This window comes from Arenimonas sp. SCN 70-307 (genome assembly GCF_001724815.1).
Taxonomy (GTDB): Bacteria; Pseudomonadota; Gammaproteobacteria; order Xanthomonadales; family Xanthomonadaceae; genus Arenimonas.
Window position 1 is genome coordinate 60,819 of record NZ_MEDO01000018.1, and the last position, 18,632, is coordinate 79,450.

At 70.2% G+C, this 18,632-nt stretch carries 17 protein-coding genes and 1 pseudogene; 12 read left to right on the forward strand and 6 right to left on the reverse strand.

The features are described from left to right. Window positions 1-64: 64 nt before the first annotated feature. From ABS41_RS10340 to ABS41_RS10360, 5 genes are all read right to left on the reverse strand, one after another. Window positions 65-793, reverse strand: coding sequence for a DUF2058 family protein (locus tag ABS41_RS10340; protein ID WP_290593624.1), 729 nt, complete (start codon window positions 791-793; stop codon window positions 65-67). Between the two features lie 15 nt (window positions 794-808). After that, complete coding sequence (locus ABS41_RS10345) at window positions 809-1,024, reverse strand: SlyX family protein (protein ID WP_290593626.1); 216 nt, start codon at window positions 1,022-1,024, stop codon at window positions 809-811. Further along, window positions 1,021-2,367 (reverse strand): UDP-glucose/GDP-mannose dehydrogenase family protein, encoded by a 1,347-nt coding sequence (locus ABS41_RS10350; protein ID WP_290593628.1) that lies wholly within the window; start codon window positions 2,365-2,367, stop codon window positions 1,021-1,023. The genes ABS41_RS10345 and ABS41_RS10350 overlap by 4 nt, the downstream gene beginning before the upstream one ends. Window positions 2,368-2,376: 9 nt before the next feature. Continuing rightward, complete coding sequence (locus ABS41_RS10355; RefSeq protein WP_290593630.1) at window positions 2,377-3,147, reverse strand: FKBP-type peptidyl-prolyl cis-trans isomerase; 771 nt, start codon at window positions 3,145-3,147, stop codon at window positions 2,377-2,379. Window positions 3,148-3,263: 116 nt separating this feature from the next. Next, window positions 3,264-3,824, reverse strand: a complete 561-nt coding sequence (locus tag ABS41_RS10360; protein ID WP_290593632.1) for a glutathione peroxidase — start codon at window positions 3,822-3,824, stop codon at window positions 3,264-3,266. Between the two features lie 141 nt (window positions 3,825-3,965). Here ABS41_RS10360 and ABS41_RS10365 point away from each other — a divergent pair, with 141 nt between their 5' ends. The 5 genes from ABS41_RS10365 to ABS41_RS10385 are packed head-to-tail and all read left to right on the forward strand — an operon-like array spanning window position 3,966 to window position 6,971. Beyond that, window positions 3,966-4,214 (forward strand): hypothetical protein, encoded by a 249-nt coding sequence (locus ABS41_RS10365; RefSeq protein ID WP_290593634.1) that lies wholly within the window; start codon window positions 3,966-3,968, stop codon window positions 4,212-4,214. A gap of 1 nt (window position 4,215) precedes the next feature. Next, window positions 4,216-4,581: a GntR family transcriptional regulator gene (locus tag ABS41_RS10370; RefSeq protein ID WP_290593636.1), complete on the forward strand. Its 366-nt coding sequence runs from the start codon at window positions 4,216-4,218 to the stop codon at window positions 4,579-4,581. Next, entirely contained in the window at window positions 4,581-5,438 is an 858-nt protein-coding gene (locus tag ABS41_RS10375; protein WP_290593638.1) for an ABC transporter ATP-binding protein, read from the forward strand. Before ABS41_RS10370 ends, ABS41_RS10375 begins: the two co-directional genes overlap by 1 nt. Then, window positions 5,435-6,388 (forward strand): ABC transporter permease, encoded by a 954-nt coding sequence (locus tag ABS41_RS10380; RefSeq protein WP_290593640.1) that lies wholly within the window; start codon window positions 5,435-5,437, stop codon window positions 6,386-6,388. Before ABS41_RS10375 ends, ABS41_RS10380 begins: the two co-directional genes overlap by 4 nt. Window positions 6,389-6,398: 10 nt before the next feature. Further along, window positions 6,399-6,971: a hypothetical protein gene (locus ABS41_RS10385; RefSeq protein ID WP_290593642.1), complete on the forward strand. Its 573-nt coding sequence runs from the start codon at window positions 6,399-6,401 to the stop codon at window positions 6,969-6,971. A 9-nt stretch (window positions 6,972-6,980) separates the two neighbouring features. Here the strand turns inward: ABS41_RS10385 and ABS41_RS10390 are convergent, their stop codons facing one another. Further along, window positions 6,981-8,387, reverse strand: coding sequence for a class II fumarate hydratase (locus ABS41_RS10390; RefSeq protein WP_290593644.1), 1,407 nt, complete (start codon window positions 8,385-8,387; stop codon window positions 6,981-6,983). Window positions 8,388-8,452: 65 nt separating this feature from the next. On the opposite strand from ABS41_RS10390, the gene purB reads away from it, so the two are divergent. The 7 genes and pseudogenes from purB to ABS41_RS10425 all read left to right on the forward strand — a co-directional run bounded on the left by purB (window position 8,453) and on the right by ABS41_RS10425 (window position 18,608). Beyond that, complete coding sequence (gene purB, locus ABS41_RS10395; protein WP_290593646.1) at window positions 8,453-9,820, forward strand: adenylosuccinate lyase; 1,368 nt, start codon at window positions 8,453-8,455, stop codon at window positions 9,818-9,820. Window positions 9,821-9,875: 55 nt separating this feature from the next. Continuing rightward, window positions 9,876-11,015: a cupin domain-containing protein gene (locus ABS41_RS10400; protein WP_290593722.1), complete on the forward strand. Its 1,140-nt coding sequence runs from the start codon at window positions 9,876-9,878 to the stop codon at window positions 11,013-11,015. A 4-nt stretch (window positions 11,016-11,019) separates the two neighbouring features. Continuing rightward, window positions 11,020-11,979: a GNAT family N-acetyltransferase gene (locus tag ABS41_RS10405; protein ID WP_290593648.1), complete on the forward strand. Its 960-nt coding sequence runs from the start codon at window positions 11,020-11,022 to the stop codon at window positions 11,977-11,979. Between the two features lie 142 nt (window positions 11,980-12,121). Continuing rightward, a complete protein-coding gene (locus ABS41_RS10410) occupies window positions 12,122-14,947 on the forward strand; it encodes a 2-oxoglutarate dehydrogenase E1 component (RefSeq protein WP_290593650.1) in 2,826 nt (941 codons plus the stop codon). Window positions 14,948-14,980: 33 nt separating this feature from the next. Beyond that, window positions 14,981-16,093 (forward strand): annotated as a pseudogene (sucB, locus tag ABS41_RS10415) (dihydrolipoyllysine-residue succinyltransferase); the annotation flags it as partial. A 15-nt stretch (window positions 16,094-16,108) separates the two neighbouring features. Beyond that, the gene (gene lpdA / locus ABS41_RS10420) at window positions 16,109-17,533 is read left to right on the forward strand and encodes a dihydrolipoyl dehydrogenase (protein WP_290593723.1); all 1,425 of its coding nucleotides are present in this window, start codon (window positions 16,109-16,111) and stop codon (window positions 17,531-17,533) included. Between the two features lie 82 nt (window positions 17,534-17,615). Then, the gene (locus ABS41_RS10425) at window positions 17,616-18,608 is read left to right on the forward strand and encodes an oxidoreductase (protein WP_290593652.1); all 993 of its coding nucleotides are present in this window, start codon (window positions 17,616-17,618) and stop codon (window positions 18,606-18,608) included. Window positions 18,609-18,632: the final 24 nt, after the last annotated feature.

Below are 18,632 nucleotides of genomic sequence, written 5' to 3' on the forward strand. Positions count from 1 at the left end.
GACCCCGGCGCAAGAAGCAAAAGATTCGCGCCTGAAGGCGCTCCTACAGCGGCGCGCGCGGGGGTTACCAGACGAGGTCGTCGGGGATCTGGTATTGGGGGTCGGCGTAGGGGTCGTCGCCGGCGGGGGCGTTGGGGTCGACCTTGAGAGCGACCAGGCTCGGCAGCAGGGCCGCGACCTCGTCGGCCAGGGCGACGGTGACCAGCAGGTAGCGGCCGTCGAGCTGCACCACCGCCAGTTCGCCGGCGTTGAGCGCCTTGAGCTGGTCGGGCGTGACGTAGACGCGGCGGATCTTGCCGCCGTATTCGAAGTGGCGCGCGTGTTCGGCCTCGGCCGCGTTGAGCGACTTGTCCTTGAGCAGCTCGGCCACCTGCGCCTTGGCGGCGCGCTTGCGCGCGGCCTCTTCCTGCCTGGCCTTCTCGGCCGCGATGCGCTCTTCCTTTTCCTTCTGGGCGCGGATCGCGTAGGCCTTGGCCAGGTCGATCTCTTCCTGGCTGCGCGGCGGCCTGGCATCGCGGCGACCCGAAGGCTTGCCGCCGGGGCCGCGGTGCTCGCCACCCTTGCGCTCGCCGCCGCGCGAATCGCCGCGACGGGTCTCGCCCGGCTTGCCCGAACCCGGCCGTGCCTGGCCCGGCTTGCGATCGCCCGGCCTGCCCTGCCCCGGCTTGCCCGCGCCCTGCCCGCGCGGCTTGTCGCCGGGCTTGCCCTCGCGGGCCGGACGCTCGCGCGCAGGCTCGGGGGCCGGGGCCTTGAAGCCCAGGCCCAACAATTTCTCACGCAGGGAGTTGCTCATCGCAGGGTCCGTCGATCAGTAGTGCGGCGGCGGCGGTTCGTTGCCCGGGTCCGCGTAGAGCAGCGAGCGCAGCTGCTTGAGCTCGGCCATCACGCGCACGAGCATCTCGGTGTTGCCGGCCACTTCCATGCGCGCCGCGGCCAGCGCGTCGCTCAGTTCGGCCAGGGCGTGGTCCTGGAAGGCCACGCGGGTCTCGAGTTCGGCGATGCGGGCGGCGAAATCCTCGCTCATGCCCCGCCCGCCTGCAGGCTGCGCCCGCGGCCGATGCCGTAGTAAGCCAGGCCCGCGGCCTCGACCTGCGTCGGCTCCCAGACGTTGCGGCCGTCGAACACCACGCGCGCGCGCAGCGTCGAGGCCAACGCGGCGAAATCCGGACTCCAGAACGCCTTCCACTCGGTGACCAGGAACAGCGCATCGGCCCCCTCGACCGCCTGCGCCGGCGAGTCGCACAGCACCAGGTCGGCGCGCTCGCCGAAGATGCGCCGCGTTTCGTGCATCGCCTCCGGGTCGTAGGCGCGCACCGTGGCGCCGGCGGCCCAGAGGTCGGCCAGCAGCGAGCGGCTGGAGGCCTCGCGCATGTCGTCGGTGTTGGGCTTGAAGGCCAGGCCCCAGACCGCGAACACCTTGCCGCGCAGGTCGCCGCCGAAATGGCGCGTGGCCAGTTCGGCGAGCTTGTGCTTCTGGCGCTCGTTCACGGCTTCGACCGCGCCCAAGATGCTGGCCTCGTAGCCGTGCTGGCGCGCCGTACGCTCGAGCGCCTGCACGTCCTTGGGGAAGCACGAGCCACCGTAACCGGCGCCCGGGTAGATGAAGTGGTAACCGATGCGCGGATCGGAACCGATGCCGTGGCGCACCATCTCGATGTCGGCGCCCACGCGTTCGGCGATGTTCGCCATCTCGTTCATGAAGCTGATCTTGGTGGCCAGCATGGCGTTAGCCGCGTACTTGGTCAGCTCGGCCGAACGCTCGTCCATCACCACGATGCGCTCGTGGTTGCGGTTGAAGGGCGCGTACAGCCGCTTCATGGTCTCGATCGCCGGCGCCGAGCGCGAGCCCAGCACGATGCGGTCGGGGCGCATGCAGTCGTTCACCGCCGCGCCTTCCTTGAGGAATTCCGGGTTGGAGACCACTTCGAAGGCCACGTCGGCGCCGCGCGCCGCGAGCTCGGCGGCGATGGCCGCGCGCACCTTGTCGGCGGTGCCCACGGGCACGGTGGACTTGTTGACCACCACCGCCGGCTTCGCCAGGTGGCGGCCGATGGTGCGGGCCACGGCCAGCACGTACTGCAGGTCGGCGCTGCCGTCCTCGTCGGGCGGCGTGCCGACCGCGATGAACAGCACCTCGGCGCCGTCGATGGCGGCGGCCGCGTCGGTGGTGAAACCGAGGCGGCCGGCGCCGTGGTTGGCCAGCACCATGTCCTCGAGACCGGGCTCGAAGATCGGCACCACGCCGCGCCGCAGGCCTTCGACCTTGGCCGAATCGATGTCGACGCAGGTCACCTGGTGGCCGACCTCGGCCAGGCAGGTGCCCGTGACGAGGCCGACGTAACCGGTGCCGAAGACCGTGGCGCGCATGGCGGGGCCTTACTTGACGATGTCGAGCAGCTCGACTTCGAAGGTGAGCATGGCGTTGCCCGGGATCGGGCCGCCGCCGGCTTCACCATAGGCCAGTTCGGCCGGGATCCAGAAGGTGTACTTGCTGCCGACCTTCATCAGCTGCACGCCCTCGGACCAGCCCGGGATGACCTGGCCCAGGCCGAACTCGGCCGGCTGGCCGCGGTCGTAGGAGCTGTCGAAGACCTCGCCATCGAGCAGCATGCCCTTGTAGTGCACGCGCACCACGTCCGAGGCTTCCGGGCTGGCGCCATTGCCGGCGCGCTCGACGCGGTACTGCAGGCCGCTGCCGGTGACCTGCACGCCGGCCTGGTCCTTGTTCGAAGCCAGGAAGGCCTCGCCCTCGGCCTTGGCGGCGGCCGCCTTGGCGGCCTGCTCGGCGGCCTGGCGCTCCTGCAGGCGCACGGTGAAGGCTTCCTGGATGGTCTTCATCTGCTCGTCGGTGAGCTTGGCGTCCTTGCCGTCGAAGGCGTCCTGCATGGCCTGGCGCACGACGTCCAGGTCGAGGTCGTCCTTGATGACCTTCATCGAATTGCCGATGTCCAGGCCAATCATGTAGCTCACCTGGTCGCGGTCGGTGGCCAGGCCTTCGATGCCCGGGATGATCGGCGCGCCGGGTTCGGCGACGGCGGTCTCCTCGCCGGCGGCGGCTTCGTCGGTGGTCTCGGACTTGCAGGCGCTGAGGCTGAGCACCAGGCTGGCAAGCACCAGCGGCGCGGCAAAACGCAGGACGGGATTCATTGCGGGGAAACTCCTGAGGGGGCGGGCCGGGTCGGCGCGTCGCCCCCTATTGTCGCGTTGCACCGCCGCCACGGCAACGTCGGCCGCAGCGGCGGTTCACATCGGTCTTTCCGGCCTCAGCGGGCGGCCGGCGCCGGCTCGGCCAGCAGGCGCTCGATCTCGGCCACCAGCTTCGGATCCTCCGGCTTGGTGCGGCTGCCGAAACTCGCCACCACCTTGCCCGAGCGGTCGATCAGGTACTTGTGGAAGTTCCAGCCGGGCGCTTCGCCGGTGGCCGCGGCGAGGTCGCGGTAGAGCGGCGTGGCGCCACTGCCGCGCACCTGCACTTTCTCGAACATCGGGAACTTCACGCCGTAGGTGAGCGTGCAGAACTCCTGGATTTCCTCCTCGCTGCCCGGCTCCTGGCCCATGAAGTCGTTGGACGGGAAGCCCAGCACCGCGAAGCCACGCTCGCCGTACTTCGCGTGCAGGGCCTCGAGGCCCTCGTACTGCGGGGTGAAACCGCACTTGCTGGCGGTGTTGACCACCAGCAGCACGCGGCCGCCGTAGGCCTGCGCCAGGTTCACCGTGTCCTTGCCCGCCAGCACCCGGTAGTCGCGGTCCAGCAGCCCCTCGCCCGCCACCGCCGGCGCCGCCGCCAGCAGCCCGGCCGCCAGCCAACCCATCACCTTGCCCATGTCCCGCCTCCCGCCCGGCCTATCCGGGGTCTATGCCATCAGTTTGGGCCCGGCGGCGTGCAAAAGGTGTTGACAGGCCGAAATCTGGTGTTATAGTTCGCTACAACACCTGACCAATACCTCACCAGAGCGGGAGGCAACATGACCCCCAAGTTCAAGACCAACCTGATGGCCCTGTCCGTCGCGTTGGGCATCCTGGCCGCCGGCTATGGCCTGGGCGAGCCGCCCAGCCAGCCGGTCGCCGAGCCGGCCCCGGAAGCCATCCTCGCCAGCCTGGACGAGGGCGACGAAGTGGCGGCCCGGGTCCGCGCGGCCCGCGGCGCCCTCAAGCGCCAGATCGCCATGCCCTACGTGTCCATGGCCGCCCTCATGCCCCGCCAGGAGTCCTGACATGACGATTACCTGGAACGACAGCGCGCCGATCTACCGGCAGCTCAAGGACAAGGTGGTGGCGATGATGCTCGACGGCATCCTCCAGCCCGGCGAGGCCCTGCCCTCGGTGCGCCAGATCGCCGCCGAATACCAGCTCAATCCGATCACCGTCTCCCGCGCCTACCAGGAGCTGGCGGACGAAGAACTCGTTGAAAAAAGAAGGGGACTAGGCATGTACGTGACCGAAGGCGCCCGGGAGAAGCTGCTGGCCTCCGAGCGCGAACGCTTCCTGCAGGAGGAATGGCCGCTCGTCGTCGAGCGCATCCAGCGACTGGGCCTGGACATCGACCGCCTGGTCGGCCACGCCAACAAGGAGGCCAAGTGATGAGCGCCGTTATTTCCGCCAACAAGCTTTCCAAGCGCTACAACGGCAAGCCGGCCGTTGATTCGATCAGCTTCGAGATCCCCGCCGGCCGCATCGTCGGCCTGATCGGCCCGAACGGCTCGGGCAAGACCACCACGCTCAAGGCCGCGCTCGGCCTGGTGCCCTTCGAGGGCGAGCTCAAGGTGCTGGGCAAGGACCCGCGCCGCGAGCGCGACGCCCTGATGCAGGAGGTCTGCTTCATCGCCGACGTGGCCGTGCTGCCGCGCTGGCTGAAGGTCAAGGACGCGGTGGACTTCGTCGCCGGCGTGCACCCGCGCTTCAACCGCGCCAAGGCGCAGGCCTACATTTCCCATACGAAGCTGCACCCGGACATGCGCGTCAAGCAGATGTCCAAGGGCATGATCGTGCAGCTGCACCTGGCCCTGGTGATGGCCATCGACGCCAGGCTGCTGGTGCTCGACGAGCCCACGCTGGGCCTGGACATCCTCTACCGCAAGCAGTTCTACCAGAACCTGCTTGAAGACTATTTCGACGAGAACAAGACCATCGTCGTCACCACCCACCAGGTCGAGGAGATCGAACACATCCTCACCGACCTGATGTTCATCCGCGACGGCCGCATCGTGCTCTCGTCGACGATGGACGAGGTGGGCGAGCGCTTCACCGAGGTGATGGTGGCGCCCGACCAGGCCGCGGCCGCCCGCGCCCTGGGACCGATCGACGAGCGCAGCGTGTTCGGCAAGGCCGTGATGCTGTTCGACGGCGTGCCGCGCGCCCAGCTCGCCCAGTTCGGCGACGTTCGCAACCCCGGCATTGCCGACCTGTTCGTCGCCACCATGAAGGGAACCTACGCATGAATACGTTCAAGTGGCTGCTCAAGCGCGAATATTGGGAAAACCGCGGCGGCTTCCTCTGGGCGCCGGTGGTGGTGGGCGGCATCACGGTGCTGTTCTCGGCCGTGGCCAGCGTGGCCGGCGCCATGATGGCCCGCAAGAACCTGCACGAGGTCAACCAGCACGGCAGCCCGGCCGAACTGGCCGAGCACTCGGCGCAGCTTGGCGGCATGGGTGACGTCCTGCTGGCCAGCGGCGTCGGCATCGCCCTGTCGGTGATGGCCTTCGTGATCTTCTTCTACGCGCTCGGTTCGCTTTACGACGATCGCCGCGATCGCAGCATCCTGTTCTGGAAGTCGATGCCCATCACCGACGCCCAGATGGTGATGTCCAAGGCGGCCTGGGCCCTGGTGCTCGCCCCGCTGGGCGCGGTGGCCATCGGCCTGCTGATCGGCCTGGCCCTGTGGCTGGTGGCCCTGATGGGCGCCGCGGCCTCCGGCGTACCCGGCTCCAGCGCCGTCATTACCCACTCCCACCCGTTGAAGGTGGTGGCCACGGTGCTGGCGACGCTGCCGGTGCAGATCGTCTGGTCGCTGCCCACCGTCGGCTGGCTGATGCTGTGCTCGGCCTGGGCCCGCCGCCTGCCCTTCCTCTGGGCCACGGCCGTGCCGATCCTGGCCTGCGCGATGATCAGCTTCACCGACATCTTCGATGGCATCGAGGTCCCGCACGACAAGCTCTGGTACGTCATCGCCTACCGCGGCCTGCTGAGCATCGCCCCGGGCGCCTGGCTGCCGACCATCGCCAGCGAGCCGACCGGCCCGGTCGACGGCCCGAAGGACCTGGCCGCCCTGGTCGACGTCACCAGCAGCTGGGGGGTGTTCGCCCAGGCCGACATCTGGATCGGCGCGGCGGTGGGCGTGGCCATGATCTTCGGCGCGGTCTACTTCCGTCGCCAGCGCGACGAAGGCTGAGGAGGCCAGGATGAACCGACTGTCCCTGATGCTCATCTTCCCGGTGCTGGCCCTCGCGGCCTGCACCGGGGGTGGCGAAGGCGAGGAACGCCGCGGCCCGATCAACACCGCGCTCGACGAAGCCCGGGCGGAGATCCGCGAGGAATTCGCCACCAAGAACATGACCCTGGGCAGGGGCGCCAAGGGCGAGCCCCGCGCCGAGATCAGCCCGCAGGGCGACCTGCTGATCGGCGGCGAGGCGGTGCCGCTGGACGCGGCGCAGCGCGAGTTGGTGCTGGCCTACCGCACCGAACTGGTGGCCGTGGCCGAAACCGGCGCCAACCTGGGCCTGGACGGCGCGTCGCTGGCCACGGACGCGGTCGGTGCCGCCCTCAAGGCCGCCGCCCGCGGCGAGGATCCGGCCAAGATCGAGGCCGAGATCCAGGCCAAGGCGGCCGGCATGAAGGCCAGCGCCAAGGCCCTGTGCGACCGCCTGCCGGCGCTGCACGCTTCCCAGCAGGCCCTGGCCGAGGCCGTGCCGGCCTTCGCGCCCTACGCCGGCATGGACGAGCAGGACGTGGCCGACTGCAAGATCGAACCCTGAGGCCCGGCCTCAGCCGCCCCCGGCACCGGGGGCGCCATGGATCCCGCCGCGCGCCAGCGCGGCGGGATCGAGCAGTTTCCTGAGCTCCCTTTCCGACAGCCCGCTGCGCTCGATCGCCACCTCCAGCACCGGCCTGCCCTCGCGGTAGGCCTGCTTGGCGATGGCCGCGGCGCTTTCGTAGCCGATGGCCGGGTTGAGCGCGGTCACCAGGATGGGATTGCGCGCCAGCGCTTCTTCCAGCCGCTCCTTTCGCACGCCGAACCCGGCGATGGCGCCATCGGCCAGCACGCGCGCGGCGTTGGCCAGCAGCCGGGCCGACTGCAGCAGGTTGTGCGCCACCACCGGCAGCATCACGTTGAGCTGGAAATTGCCGCTGGCGCCGGCGATCGTCACCGTGGCGTGGTTGCCCATGACCTGCGCGCAGACCATGCAGGCGGCCTCGGGCAGCACCGGGTTGACCTTGCCGGGCATGATCGAACTGCCCGGCTGCAGCGCCGGCAGCTCGATTTCGCCCAGCCCGGCCAGCGGGCCGGAGTTCATCCAGCGCAGGTCGTTGCCGATCTTCATCATCGCCACCGCCAGCACGTTGAACTGGCCCGACAGCTCCACCGCCGCGTCCTGCGAGGCGATGCCCTCGAACAGGTTGCGCGCCTGCACGAAACGTTGGCCCGACAGCGACGAGAGCGCCCTGGCCACGCGCTTGCCGAAACGCGGGTCGGCGTTGATGCCGGTGCCCACGGCGGTGCCGCCGATGGGCAGCTCGCGCACGCGGTCGAGCGTGTCCTCGATGCGCGCCGCGGCCGACGCCAGCTGGGCGCTCCAGGTGCCCAGCTCCTGGGCCAGCGTGAGCGGCATGGCGTCCATCAGGTGGGTGCGGCCGGTCTTGACCACCTTGCCGACCCGGCGCGCCTTGCGGTCGATGGCCAGGCGCAGGTGTTTGATGGCCGGCAGCAGCTGCTCGCGGCAGGCCAGCACCGCCGCCACCTGGATGGCGGTGGGCACCACGTCGTTCGAGCTCTGGCCCATGTTGACGTGGTCGTTGGCGTGCACCGGCTTGCGCAGCGCGCGCGAGGCCAGGCGGGCGATGACCTCGTTGGCGTTCATGTTGCTCGAGGTGCCCGAGCCGGTCTGGAACACGTCCACGGGGAACTGGCCGTCGAGGTCGCCGGCGGCCACGTGCAGGGCGGCGTCGCGGATGGCCCCGGCCACGTCGGGCGGCAGGTGGCCCAGGCTGGCGTTGGCCTCGGCGGCGGCGGCCTTGACCAGGCCCAGGGCGCGCAGGAACTCGCGCGGCATGTGCAGGCCCGAGATCGGGAAGTTGAGCACCGCGCGCTGGGTCTGGATGCCGTAGAGCGCCTCGGCGGGGACTTCCAGCTCGCCCAGGCTGTCGCGTTCGATGCGGGTCTTGCCGGCCATGGCGGTCCTCCGGTTCGGGTGAGCGGGTAGAATATGCGCTTCCCCGCCCCACCGAGCCGCCACCGATGTCCGACGCTGCCCTGACCGCCCTGTCCCCGCTCGATGGCCGCTACGCCGGCAAGGCCGCCGACCTGCGGCCGGTGTTCTCGGAGTACGGGCTGATCAAGGCCCGCGTGCGGGTCGAGGTGGAGTGGCTGCTGGCGCTGGCGGCCGAGCCGGGCATCGCCGAGCTGGCGCCCTTCTCCGCCGACGCCGCGGCGCGCCTGCGTGCCCTGGCCGCGGGCTTCTCGGTGGCCGATGCGGCGCGGGTGAAGGAAATCGAGCGCACCACCAACCACGACGTCAAGGCCGTGGAGTACTTCATCAAGGAGCGCCTGAAGGACGACGCCGAGCTGGGCCCGGCGCTGGAGTTCGTGCACTTCGCCTGCACCAGCGAGGACATCAACAACCTCAGCTACGCGCTGATGCTTCACGAGGCCTACACCAAGGTCATCGCCCCCAAGACCGCCGAGGTGGTGGAAACCCTGCGGGCGATGGCGCACGAACACGCCGGCATGCCGATGCTCTCGCGCACCCACGGCCAGACGGCCTCGCCCACCACCGTCGGCAAGGAAATCGCCAACGTGGTGGCGCGCCTGCAGCGCCAGGTGGCGGTGATGCATGGCATCGAGTTCCCCGGCAAGATCAACGGCGCGGTGGGCAACTACAACGCCCACGTGGTCGCCTACCCCGAGGTGGACTGGCCGGCGCTGGCGCAGCGCTTCGTCGAGTCGCTGGGCCTGGACTTCAACGCCTACACCACCCAGATCGAGCCCCACGACGGCATCGCCGAGCTGTGCGACGCGCAGCGGCGCATCAACACCATCCTCGTGGACCTGTGCCGCGACGTCTGGGGCTACATCTCGCTCGGCTACTTCAAGCAGGCCGTGAAGGCCGGCGAAGTCGGCAGCTCGACCATGCCGCACAAGGTCAACCCGATCGATTTCGAAAACGCCGAGGGCAACTTCGGCCTGGCCAATGCGCTCTTCGGCCACTTCTCCGAGAAGCTGCCGATCAGCCGCTGGCAGCGCGACCTGACCGACTCGACCGTGCTGCGCGCGCTGGGCACGGCCTTCGGCCACAGCCTGGTGGCGCTGGACGCGCTGCTGCGCGGCCTGGGCAAGCTCAGCGCCAACCCGGCGCGGCTGGCCGAGGACCTCGACGCCGCCTGGGAAGTGCTGGCCGAGCCGGTGCAGACGGTGATGCGCCGACACGGCCTGCCCAATCCCTACGAGCAGCTCAAGGCGCTCACCCGCGGCCAGGGCATCACGGCCGACTCGATGCGCGCCTTCGTCGAAGGCCTCGACCTGCCCGCCGACGCCAAGGCCCGCCTGCTCGCCCTCACCCCCGCCCTCTACACCGGCCACGCCGCCGCCCTGGCACGGGACATCTGAGGCCGTGGCGGGTCCAGCCATCGAAGTCACCGGCACCGCGAAGCAGCCTCTTGGCATGCCGGCGGCGGTGTTCCTGCGGGATTACTGGCAGAAGCGGCCGCTGCTGATCCGCAGCGCCTTCCCGGGCTTCGTTTCGCCCATCTCGCCCGAGGACCTGGCCGGCCTGGCCTGCGAGGAGGCTGCGCTCTCGCGCGTCGTCGTGCACGACCGCCGGCGCGACCGCTGGGAGCTGCGCAGCGGCCCCTTCGAGGAAGCCATGTTCCCGGCCATGGGCGAGCGCGACTGGACCCTGCTGGTGCAGGACGTGGACAAGTGGGACATGGACGTTCGTGCCCTGCTCGGCCACTTCCGCTTCCTGCCGGCCTGGCGCGTGGACGACATCATGATCAGCTTCGCCGCGCCCGGCGGCTCGGTCGGCGCCCACGTCGACCAGTACGACGTGTTCCTGCTGCAGGCCCACGGCCACCGCCGCTGGCAAATCGACAGCCGACCCGGTGCGCCCACGGATTTCCGCCCCGACGTCGAACTCAAGCTGCTGCGCAAGTTCGATGCCGACCACGACTGGGTGCTCGGCCCCGGCGACATGCTCTACCTGCCGCCCGGTGTGCCCCACCACGGCGTGGCCGAGGACGCCTGCCTGACCATCTCGGTCGGCATGCGCGCGCCCTCGCAGGCCGAACTGATGGTGGACCTGGCCGAGGAACTGGCCGCCGCCGTGCCCGAGGAAGCGCGTTATGGCGACCCGGACCTGGCCCCGCCGGCCGACCCCTGGGAAATCGACGAGGCCGCCTTCGGCCGCGTGCGCGCGGCGCTTTCGCGCCTGACCAAACTCGACGACGCCGACCTGCGCCGCTGGTTCGGCCGCTTCATCAGCCAGTACCGCAGCGCCGGCGAAATCCCGGCGCCGGCGCGGCCGCCGCGCTGGCCCGCCGTCGTCGCCACGCTCGAGGCCGGCGGCCGGCTGCTGCGCCATCCGCAGTCACGCATGGCCTGGGCGCGCGAGGGCCGCAAGGCCCGGCTGTTCGCCAGCGGCCTGTCCTTCGTGCTGCCGGTGGCCGATGCCCGTCGCCTCGCCGCCGCCGACCAGATCGACGCCGCCGACGTGGCCGCGCTCGGCCCCGCGGGGCGTGAAACGATGGAAAGCCTGCTGGCCGCGGGCCACTATCAGGCCATCAAACCCCGACGCCGCCGGTGACGCCATGATCCCGACCGACTTCCGCATCGAACCCGCCGACTACGCCACCGACCTGGCCGACCTGCGCGCGGTGCGCGAAACGGTCTTCATCCTCGAGCAGAAGGTGCCCGAGGAGGAGGAATGGGACGACCTCGACCCGCGTTGCCACCACGTGCTGGCCCGCGACGAGGCCGGCCGCCCGGTCGGCACCGGCCGGCTCACGCCCGAGCACAAGATCGGCCGCATGGCCGTGCTGCGCGAATGGCGCGACAAGGGCGTCGGCAGCGCCCTGCTGGTGGCGCTGGTGGACAAGGCGCGCAGCCTGGGCTGGACCGAGGTCAAGCTCAACGCCCAGGTCAGCGCGCTCGATTTTTACGCCCGCCATGGCTTCGAGCCCTACGGCCCGCGCTTCATGGAGGCAGGCATCGAGCACCAGGCCATGCGCCGCGCGATCGAGCCCCTGGCCGGCCCCGAACGCTACCCGGCCCGGGCCCGCGAGGCCTCCGTGCCCTCGTCCGAGTTCGACAGCCTGTCGGTGGCCACCGAGGCCACGCTCGCCATCGTGCATGCCGCCCGCCGCGAGATGGTGCTCTTCAGCCGCGACCTCGACCCGGTGCTCTACGGCCAGCCGGCCGTGCTCGCGGCCTTCAAGGACTTCGCCATCGCCGGCCGCGGCGGCGTGGTGCGCATCGTGCTGCTCGACCCCGCCGCCGTGCAGGGCCAGGGCCACCCGCTGCTGGGCCTGGCCCAGCGCATGACCTCGGTGTTCCAGTTCCGCACGCCCACCGACGACGTCGACCTGCAGTACCCCTCGGCCTTCCTGGCCAACGACCGCGACGGCTACCTGTTCCGCCAGCTCGGCAGCCGCTGGGAGGGCGACTGGAGCCCGGCCAACCCGGCGCGCACGCGCCAGCTGCTCGAGCACTTCGGCCGGGTCTGGGAGCGCTCGCGGCCGTGCACCGAGTTCCGCGCCCTCGGCATCTGAGGGTCGGCCGGGGCCCGGCTTGGGTTCCAGCCGTCCGCCACGCGGGCTATAATCTTTGGCCTTGTCGTCGCCCCCTCGCGGCGCCTCGACATCCCATTCCATCAATCACTTACCCGCCACCAGGGCGGGCCAGGCCAGGGACGTGGACAGTCTGATCAAGCAGTTCAAGCAGACCTCGCAGCTCGCCGGCGGCAACGCCGCCTATATCGAAGACCTGTACGAGCAGTACCTGGTCGACCCCGACGCCGTGCCGTCGGCCTGGAAATCCTATTTCGACGGCCTCAAGGGCCGCGAAGCCGGCGACGTGCCGCACTCGGCCGTCATGGCCCGCGTGCAGGCGGCCGCCCGCGCCCCGGTCGTGGCCGGCGGCCTGGACGAGGAGGCCGCCCGCAAGCAGGCGGCCGTGGGCAAGCTGATCACCGCCTACCGCTCGCGCGGCCACCTGGGCGCCAAGCTCGACCCGTTGGGCATGATGGCCCGCCCGGACGCCCCGGACCTCGACCTGGCCTTCCACGGCCTGGGCGAGGCCGACCTCGACCGCGAGTTCACCGCCGACACCTGGTTCGCCGAGCCGCGCTTCAAGCTGCGCGACCTGCTCTCGCGCCTGCGCGCCTCCTACTCGGGCAGCATCGGCGCCGAGTTCATGCACATCGCCGACGCCAACCAGCGCCGCTGGATGCAGCAGCGCCTCGAGGGCGCGGCCGGCAAGTTCGGCTTCGACAAGGCCGCCAAGCAGCGCCTGCTCGAGCGCCTGACCGCCGCCGAGGGCCTCGAGCGCTACCTGCACACGGCCTTCGTCGGCCAGAAGCGCTTCTCGCTCGAGGGCGGCGACGCGCTGATCCCGCTGATGGACACCCTGATCCAGCGCGGCGGCCGCGACGGCGTCAAGGACGTGGTCATCGGCATGGCCCACCGCGGCCGCCTGAACGTGCTCGTCAACACGATGGGCAAGCCGCCGCACAAGCTGTTCAACGAGTTCCGCGGCCAGTTCGAGCACAACGACGACCCGGCGCACTCGGGCGACGTGAAGTACCACATGGGCTACTCCTCCGACGTCGCCACCCCGGGCGGCCCGGTGCACCTGGCCCTGGCCTTCAACCCCTCGCACCTGGAGATCGTCGACCCGGTCGTGGCCGGCTCGGTGCGCGCGCGCCAGATGCGCCGCGAGGACGCCCGCCGCAAGCAGGTGCTGCCGGTGCTCATCCACGGCGACTCGGCCTTCGCCGGCCAGGGCGTGGTGATGGAGCTGTTCCAGATGTCGCAGGCCCGCGGCTTCGCGGTCGGCGGCACCGTGCACGTGGTGGTCAACAACCAGGTCGGCTTCACCACCCACCGCCCGGACGACACCCGCTCCACCCTGTACTGCACCGACCCGGCCAAGATCGTCGGCGCGCCGGTGCTGCACGTGAACGGCGACGACCCGGAGGCCGTGGCCTTCTGCGCCCAGCTGGCCTTCGACTACCGCCAGGAGTTCGGCCGCGACGTGGTCATCGACCTGGTCTGCTACCGCCGCCACGGCCACAACGAGGCCGACGAGCCGGCGGCCACCCAGCCGCTGATGTACAAGAACATCCGCGCCCGAAAGACCACCCGCGAGCTCTACGCCGACGCGCTGGTGGCCGAGGGCGTCATCGACGCCGCCGGCGCCAAGGCGCTGGTGGACGGCTACCGCGACAAGCTCGACCAGGGCGAAGTCACCACCGAGCTGGTCAAGGTCGGCCCGGACCCGTATGCGGTCGACTGGACCCCGTGGCTCAAGGGCAAGCTGCGCGACGAGGTCAAGACCGACGTCAAGCGCGCCGAGCTCGACAAGCTGGCCGTGCAGATCAACACCCTGCCCGACGGCGTGAAGCTGCACGCCCGCGTCGCCAAGATCTACGACGACCGCCGCAAGATGGCCGCCGGCGAGCTGGCCATGGACTGGGGCTTTGCCGAGAACCTGGCCTACGCCACCCTGCTGGCCGAAGGCTACCGCCTGCGCGTGGTCGGCCAGGACGCCGGCCGCGGCACCTTCTTCCACCGCCACGCGGTGCTGCACGACCAGGCCAGCGGCGAAGCGCACATGCCGCTGCGCGCGCTGGTGGACAACCCCGAGCACGCGATGGTCATCGACTCGCTGCTCAGCGAGGAGGCCGTGATGGCCTTCGAGTACGGCTACGCCACCGCCGAGCCGGCCACGCTGACGATCTGGGAAGGCCAGTTCGGCGACTTCGCCAACGGCGCCCAGGTGGTGATCGACCAGTTCATCACCTCCGGCGAATCGAAGTGGGACCGCCTCTGCGGCCTGGTGCTGTTCCTGCCGCACGGCTACGAAGGCCAGGGCCCCGAGCACAGCTCGGCGCGCCTGGAGCGCTTCCTGCAGCTGTGCGCACTCGACAACATCCAGGTGTGCACGCCCACCACCCCGGCCCAGATGTTCCACATGCTGCGCCGGCAGATGCGCCGCGCCACCCGCAAGCCGCTGGTGGTGATGACGCCCAAGTCGATGCTGCGCCACAAGCTGTCGGTGTCCACGCTCGACGAGCTGGCCAAGGGCGGCTTCCAGGAGCTGATCGCCGACACGGCCTGCAAGGACCCGAAGAAGGCGCGCCGCGTCGTGGTCTGCGGCGGCAAGGTCTATTACGACCTGCTCGAGGCGCTGGAGGCGAAGAAGGTCAAGGACGTCGCCCTGGTGCGCGTCGAGCAGCTCTACCCCTTCCCGCGCGAGGCGCTGGCCGCCGAGCTCAAGCGCTTCGGCGCCGCCAAGGAAGTGGTGTGGTGCCAGGAAGAGCCGATGAACCAGGGCGCCTGGTACCAGATCCGCCACCACCTCGACTTCTGCCTGGCCAAGGGCCAGTCGCTGAGCTACGCCGGGCGCGCGCGCTCGGCCTCGCCGGCGGCCGGCCACCTCAACACGCACAACGCCGAACAGGCGCAGCTGATCGAGGACGCCCTCGTCAACGCGCCCAACACCCACACCGCTGAATAAGCCCGCCCTTTCCTCGCATCCAGGACCTCGTCCATGAGCATCGAAGTCAAAGTCCCGGTCCTTCCGGAATCCGTGTCCGACGCCACCATCGCCACCTGGCACAAGAAGGCCGGTGATTCCGTCCGTCGCGACGAGAACCTGCTCGACCTCGAGACCGACAAGGTCGTGCTCGAAGTGCCCTCGCCGGTCGACGGCGTGCTCAAGGAACTCAAGTTCCAGGCCGGCGACACGGTGACCAGCCAGCAGGTCGTGGCGATCATCGAGGAAGGCGCGGTCGCCGAGGCGCCCAAGGCCGAGAAGAAGGCCGAGGCCCCGAAGTCCGACGACAAGCCGGCCGCCAAGGCCGAGGCGCCGAAGACCCCGGCCAAGTCCGGCGCGGTCGAACTGCCGCCGGGCGCCGCCGCCCACGCCGCCCGCAACGACGTCAACCCGGCCGATGTCGCCGGCACCGGCCGCGGTGGCCGCGTGACGAAGGAAGACGTGGTCAACCACATCAAGGTCGGCGGTGGCGCCCGCCCCGAGCAGCGCGTGCCGATGACCCGCATCCGCCAGCGCATCGCCGAGCGCATGATGCAGTCGAAGAACTCGATCGCCATGCTGACCTCGTTCAACGAGGTCAACCTGGGCAAGGTCATGGCCATGCGCAAGGAGCTGGGCGAGCCGTTCGAGAAGACCCACGGCATCAAGCTCGGCTTCATGAGCTTCTTCGCCAAGGCCGCCGCCAACGCGCTGCAGAAGCACCCGATCGTGAACTCCTCGGTCGACGGCAACGACGTGATCTACCACGGCTACGCCGACATCTCGATCGCCGTGGCCACCGACAAGGGCCTCGTGACCCCGGTGCTGCGCAATGTCGAGAACATGAGCTTCGCCGACGTCGAGGGCGCCATCGCCGGTTACGCCAAGGCGGCCCGCGAGGGTGGCCTGAAGCTCGAGGACCTGCAGGGCGGCACCTTCACCATCACCAACGGCGGCACCTTCGGCTCGCTGATGTCCACGCCCATCGTGAACCCGCCGCAGTCGGCCATCCTGGGCATGCACGCCATCAAGGAGCGCCCGATCGCCGAGAACGGCCAGGTCGTGATCGCGCCGATGATGTACATCGCGCTCAGCTACGACCACCGCATCATCCCCGCACCGCATGCTGCTGGGGCTCTGACCATGGCCGATAACTTCGACGTCGTCGTCATCGGTGCCGGCCCGGCCGGCTACCACGCCGCCATCCGCGCGGCCCAGCTGGGCATGAAGGTCGCCTGCATCGACGCCGCCCTGGGCAAGGACGGCAAGCCGGCGCTGGGCGGCACCTGCCTGCGCGTGGGCTGCATCCCGTCCAAGGCCATGCTCGACAGCTCGCGCCAGTGGCACAACCTGCACCACCTGTTCGGCGAGCACGGCATCAGCACCGAAGGCGCCAAGCTCGACGTCAAGACGATGGTTGGCCGCAAGGACAAGATCGTCAAGCAGTTCACCGGCGGCATCGCCCAGCTGTTCAAGGCCAACAAGATCACGGCCTACTACGGCTTCGGCACCCTGCACGCCAACCGCCTGGTGAAGGTGAAGCAGCACGACGGCACCGAGGTCGAGCTGCAGGGCAAGCACGTCATCCTGGCCGCGGGTTCGGATTCGATCGAGCTGCCGTTCGCCAAGTTCGACGGCAAGCACATCGTCGACAACGTCGGTGCGCTTGATTTCGAGGACCTGCCCAAGCGCCTGGGCGTGATCGGCGCCGGCGTCATCGGCCTCGAGCTCGGTAGCGTGTGGAAGCGCCTGGGCGCCGAGGTCACCATCCTCGAGGCCCTGCCCGACTTCCTGGCCGCCGCCGACGCGGAAGCCGCCAAGGTCGCGCTCAAGGAATTCAAGAAGCAGGGCCTGGACATCAAGCTCGGCGCCAAGGTCAGCAAGGCCGAGGTCAAGAAGGGCGAAGTGCACCTGACCTACAACGACGGCAAGGCCGACGTGCAGCTGGTCGTGGACAAGCTGCTGGTGGCCGTGGGCCGCAAGGCCGCGTCCAAGGGCCTGCTGGCCGAAGGCAGCGGCGTGAAGCTCAACGAGCGCGGCCAGATCGAGGTCGACGAACACTGCAAGACCGGCGTCGAAGGCGTCTGGGCCGTGGGCGACTGCGTGCGCGGCCCGATGCTGGCGCACAAGGGCTTCGAGGAAGGCATCGCGGTGGCCGAGCTCATCGCCGGCCTGCCCGGCCACGTCAACTTCGACACCATTCCCTGGGTCATCTACACCGAGCCGGAAATCGCCTGGGTCGGCAAGACCGAGCAGCAGCTCAAAGCCGAGGGCGTCGAGTACAAGACCGGCAGCTTCCCCTTCGCCGCCGTCGGCCGCGCCGTCGCCATGGGCGAGCCGGCCGGCTTCGTGAAGGTCATCGCGCACGCCGAGACCGACCGCATCCTGGGCATGCACCTGGTGGGCGTGAACGTCTCGGAGCTGGTGCACGAAGGCGTGCTGGCGATGGAGTTCCACGGCTCGGCCGAGGACCTGGCGCGCATCTGCCACGCCCACCCGACGCTGTCGGAGGCCATCCACGACGCCGCCATGGCCGTGGACAAGCGCGCCATCCACAAGGCGAACTGAAGCCATCTGCGGTAACCTCCGGGAGGCGCCTTCGGGCGCCTCCCGGCGTTTCCGCCGCCCCTTTTCCAGGAGGAATCCGGCGATGAGCCTCCCGCAGCACTTCCACGCCTTCCGCATCCACTCCGACGGCGGCCACCGCGCCGGCATCGAGCCGGTATCCATCGACGACCTGGCCCCGGGCGAAGTGGTCATCCGCGCCGAGTGGTCGAGCGTGAACTACAAGGACGCGCTCGCCGGCACCGGCGAGGGCAAGATCCTGCGCCGCTACCCGCTGGTGGGCGGCATCGACGTGGCCGGCCATGTCGTGGCCAGCACCGACCCGCGCTTCCGCGAGGGCGACCCGGTGCTGTGCACCGGCTCGGGCCTGTCGGAAACCCGCGACGGCGGTTATTCCGAGTACGTGCGCCTGCCGGCCGAATGGACCATCCCGCTGCCCGCGGGCCTGGGCCTGCGCGAGGCGATGGTGCTGGGCACCGCCGGCTTCACCGCCGGCCTGTCGCTGCTGCGCATGGAAGCCAACGGCCAGACGCCGGCGCTCGGCCCGGTCGTGGTCACCGGCGCCACCGGCGGCGTGAGCATGCTGGCCATCGACATCCTCACCCGCGCCGGCTACGAAGCCCACGCCATCACCGGCAAGACCGACCAGCGCGGTTTCCTCGAGCGCCTGGGCGCGCGCAAGGTGATCGGTCGCGGCGAAATGCAGTGGGGCCAGCGACCTCTGGAAACGGCGATCTGGGGCGGCGCCATCGACAGCGTCGGCGGCGAGACCCTCGCTGCCCTCACCCGCGTGATCCAGCCCTACGGCAACATCGCCGCCTGCGGCCTGGCCGGCGGCCACGAGCTGCAGACCACGGTGATGCCCTTCATCATCCGCGGCGTGTCGATCCTGGGCATCGCCTCGGCGGGCACCGCGCGGGCGCAGCGCGAACAGGTCTGGGAGCGCCTGGCGGGCCCCTGGAAGCCCGCGCACCTGGACGCCATCTGCACCCGCGAAGTGGCCCTGGACGAGCTGCCGGGCGTGTTCCCGACCATGCTGGCCGGCGGCTCCTTCGGACGGACGGTCGTCCGGCTTTGACGCGGCTTGCACGCTGACCACCCG

What these genes read in the sequence shown, in the direction of transcription:
- ABS41_RS10340 (WP_290593624.1), bottom strand. Translation starts at nt 793, where the DNA reads ATGAGCAACTCCCTGCGTGAGAAATTGTTGGGCCTGGGCTTCAAGGCC.
- ABS41_RS10345 (WP_290593626.1), bottom strand. Translation starts at nt 1,024, where the DNA reads ATGAGCGAGGATTTCGCCGCCCGCATCGCCGAACTCGAGACCCGCGTG.
- ABS41_RS10350 (WP_290593628.1), bottom strand. Translation starts at nt 2,367, where the DNA reads ATGCGCGCCACGGTCTTCGGCACCGGTTACGTCGGCCTCGTCACGGGC.
- ABS41_RS10355 (WP_290593630.1), bottom strand. Translation starts at nt 3,147, where the DNA reads ATGAATCCCGTCCTGCGTTTTGCCGCGCCGCTGGTGCTTGCCAGCCTG.
- ABS41_RS10360 (WP_290593632.1), bottom strand. Translation starts at nt 3,824, where the DNA reads ATGGGCAAGGTGATGGGTTGGCTGGCGGCCGGGCTGCTGGCGGCGGCG.
- ABS41_RS10365 (WP_290593634.1), top strand. Translation starts at nt 3,966, where the DNA reads ATGACCCCCAAGTTCAAGACCAACCTGATGGCCCTGTCCGTCGCGTTG.
- ABS41_RS10370 (WP_290593636.1), top strand. Translation starts at nt 4,216, where the DNA reads ATGACGATTACCTGGAACGACAGCGCGCCGATCTACCGGCAGCTCAAG.
- ABS41_RS10375 (WP_290593638.1), top strand. Translation starts at nt 4,581, where the DNA reads ATGAGCGCCGTTATTTCCGCCAACAAGCTTTCCAAGCGCTACAACGGC.
- ABS41_RS10380 (WP_290593640.1), top strand. Translation starts at nt 5,435, where the DNA reads ATGAATACGTTCAAGTGGCTGCTCAAGCGCGAATATTGGGAAAACCGC.
- ABS41_RS10385 (WP_290593642.1), top strand. Translation starts at nt 6,399, where the DNA reads ATGAACCGACTGTCCCTGATGCTCATCTTCCCGGTGCTGGCCCTCGCG.
- ABS41_RS10390 (WP_290593644.1), bottom strand. Translation starts at nt 8,387, where the DNA reads ATGGCCGGCAAGACCCGCATCGAACGCGACAGCCTGGGCGAGCTGGAA.
- purB (WP_290593646.1), top strand. Translation starts at nt 8,453, where the DNA reads ATGTCCGACGCTGCCCTGACCGCCCTGTCCCCGCTCGATGGCCGCTAC.
- ABS41_RS10400 (WP_290593722.1), top strand. Translation starts at nt 9,876, where the DNA reads ATGCCGGCGGCGGTGTTCCTGCGGGATTACTGGCAGAAGCGGCCGCTG.
- ABS41_RS10405 (WP_290593648.1), top strand. Translation starts at nt 11,020, where the DNA reads ATGATCCCGACCGACTTCCGCATCGAACCCGCCGACTACGCCACCGAC.
- lpdA (WP_290593723.1), top strand. Translation starts at nt 16,109, where the DNA reads ATGGCCGATAACTTCGACGTCGTCGTCATCGGTGCCGGCCCGGCCGGC.
- ABS41_RS10425 (WP_290593652.1), top strand. Translation starts at nt 17,616, where the DNA reads ATGAGCCTCCCGCAGCACTTCCACGCCTTCCGCATCCACTCCGACGGC.